The following is a 2087-nucleotide window of genomic DNA, read 5'->3' on the forward strand; positions in this document are numbered from 1 at the left end:
GGCAGGGACGGTCGGGTTGCTTGCATCCGCAGCGGTGGTGGCCTGCGGCAGGCTGAGGTGGGTGTCGAAGCAGGTCTTCATGCGGCACCTCCCTTGCGCGCGGCCTTGCCGCTGGCGCGGCCGGCGAACCAGGCGAGCACCGCCAGCAGCAGCGCGGCAGCGGTGATCAGCGGTAGCGGAATGCTCCGGCCGCCGCTGGTGGCTTCCTCGTGGGCGTCCTCATGGATGTCCAGCGTGGTGGCGAGCAGGTCGACCTCGGCCGCGTTGGCATCGCCGGCGGTGACGGTGGCGGTGATGGCGATCTCGCCCGGCGCCGGCGCGGCCGGCAGTTCGGCCTCGTATTCGCCGGCGGCGTGGCGGTCCAGCTTCAGCGTGGCGCCGCCGAAGTCCAGTTCCACTTCGGCGCTTTCCACCGGCCGGGTGTCGGCGGCATGGTCCAGCCACACGGTGAGGCGGCGGCCATCGACCACGCCGACCAGTTCGAAGAGGTCGGATTCGGCGGTGAAGCGCGGCAGCGCCGGGCCGCTGGCGGCCGCGGGGGCGGCGTCATGGTTGTGACCGTCGTCGGCCTGGGCCGGCGGCGCCGGCAACAGCAGCAGGGCGGCGGCGAGCCCGGCGGCCAGCGCCGGGAGGCGTGTAAGGGGGGTGAAGCGGGAAAAGATGGTCTGCATGGTGGCGATCTCGTTCATTCGGGGAGCAGGCCCAGGGCCTGGCGCAGGCGGGAAACCGCTTCGGCGGCGTCGATGCGGGCGCGGGCGTGGGCGCGTTCCGCCTCCACCGCGTCCAGTTCGATGCGCAGCCGGGTGGGCAGGTCGGTTTCGCCCAGGCGGAAGGCCTTGTCGTAGAAGCCGCGGGTTTCGGCGGCGAGGCGGTCGCGTTCGGCGGCGGCGTCCAGCCGGCGCGCCTGGGCGTCCACCCGGGCGCGGGCCAGGGCGATGTCGGCGCGCAGGCGCTGGCGCTCGGCCTCCAGCCGGGTTTCGGCGGCGATGCGTTCGGCGCTGGCGTCGGCCACGCGCGCCCGGTTGGCGGCGCCGGCGCCGAAGGGAATGCGCAGGGCCAGGGTGAGGCTGTCGGCATAGCGTTCGCCATAGGCGTCGCGCTCGTGGGTGGTGGACAGCGTGAGCTCTGGCGGGCCGCTGCCCTGGCTGGCCGCCAGCGCCTGCTGCCGGCGGGCGCGTTCGGCTTCAGTGGAGAGAGCGTTGAGCAGCGGGTGGGCGGCGTTCGCCTGCGCTGTGGCGCCATCTTCGCTGGTGGCTTCCATCGTGGGCATGGCTGCAGCCGGCAGCGCTTCAGGCCGGGCTTCCTGGGTGGCGGCCGGCGGCAGGCCGGTGAGGGCTTGCAGCAACTGGCCGGCTTCGGCCTCGGCCAGCATGGCGGCGGCCTGTTCGCTGCGGGCGGCGGCCAGCGCGCTGCCGGCCTGGTGGCCGTCGGCGCGGGCGAGTTCGCCGGCCTGTACCCGGCGGGCGACGTCCGCCGCCAGGGTTTCGGCGTGGGCGACGCGGGCGTCCGCCAGCTCGCGGTCCAGCCGCGCGCGCTGCAGTGCCCACCAGGCTTCGCGCACGCTGGCGGCGAGCTGCAGCCGACTCTGCGTCAGCATGCCGGCGAGGCTGTCGGTCTCGGCGGCGGCCAGGGCCTGGGCGCGGCTGCGCTCGCCCGGCCGCCACAGCGGCAGGGCGAGGCCGACTTCGTATTCGCGGGTGCCGGCGTCCCGGTTGTAGCGGTCGCTGCGGCCGGAGATTGCGATGGCGGGCGCATCCGCCAGCCAGCTGTCGGCCTGCTCGGCGCGGGCCCGCACCGCGTCGGCGCGGGCCTGGGCGGCGCGGGCTTCCGGTTGGCGCTGCCAGGCGGCGTCGAAGGCCTGGCGCAGGGTGGCGGCGCCGGTGCTGCTCTGGGCCTGGGCGCCGGCGGGCGGTGCGGCGAGCAGGCCGCAGGCCAGCAGCACGGCCAGCGTGGCCTTCAGGCGGCCGGCTGGCGGTAGGGCGTTTTCCGCCAGCGGGGGGCGGAAGGGGGTGTGAGACATCGGTTTCCTCGTTGCGGAATGGAACGCAAGGCGGACGCGGGGCGTCGCCACGGCAAGGGAACCGGCG

The 2087-nt window shown here is 75.4% G+C and carries 2 protein-coding genes; both read right to left on the bottom strand.

Annotation, left to right across the window (positions count from 1 at the left end; genetic code table 11):
* Positions 1-77: 77 nt before the first annotated feature.
* Positions 78-689 carry a hypothetical protein gene (locus GRF61_RS23910; RefSeq protein WP_248281427.1) on the bottom strand — a complete coding sequence of 204 codons (612 nt, stop codon included), beginning with the start codon at positions 687-689 and terminating at the stop codon, positions 78-80.
* The gene (locus GRF61_RS23915) at positions 686-2020 is read right to left on the bottom strand and encodes a TolC family protein (RefSeq protein WP_169153117.1); all 1335 of its coding nucleotides are present in this window, start codon (positions 2018-2020) and stop codon (positions 686-688) included. Before GRF61_RS23915 ends, GRF61_RS23910 begins: the two co-directional genes overlap by 4 nt.
* Positions 2021-2087: the final 67 nt, after the last annotated feature.

It is taken from the genome of Azoarcus sp. TTM-91, from assembly GCF_012911025.1.
Taxonomy (GTDB): domain Bacteria; phylum Pseudomonadota; class Gammaproteobacteria; order Burkholderiales; family Rhodocyclaceae; genus Azoarcus.

Excerpts from the sequence above, each read along its gene's own strand:
- GRF61_RS23910 (WP_248281427.1), bottom strand. The coding sequence starts at position 689 with ATGAACGAGATCGCCACCATGCAGACCATCTTTTCCCGCTTCACCCCC.
- GRF61_RS23915 (WP_169153117.1), bottom strand. The coding sequence starts at position 2,020 with ATGTCTCACACCCCCTTCCGCCCCCCGCTGGCGGAAAACGCCCTACCG.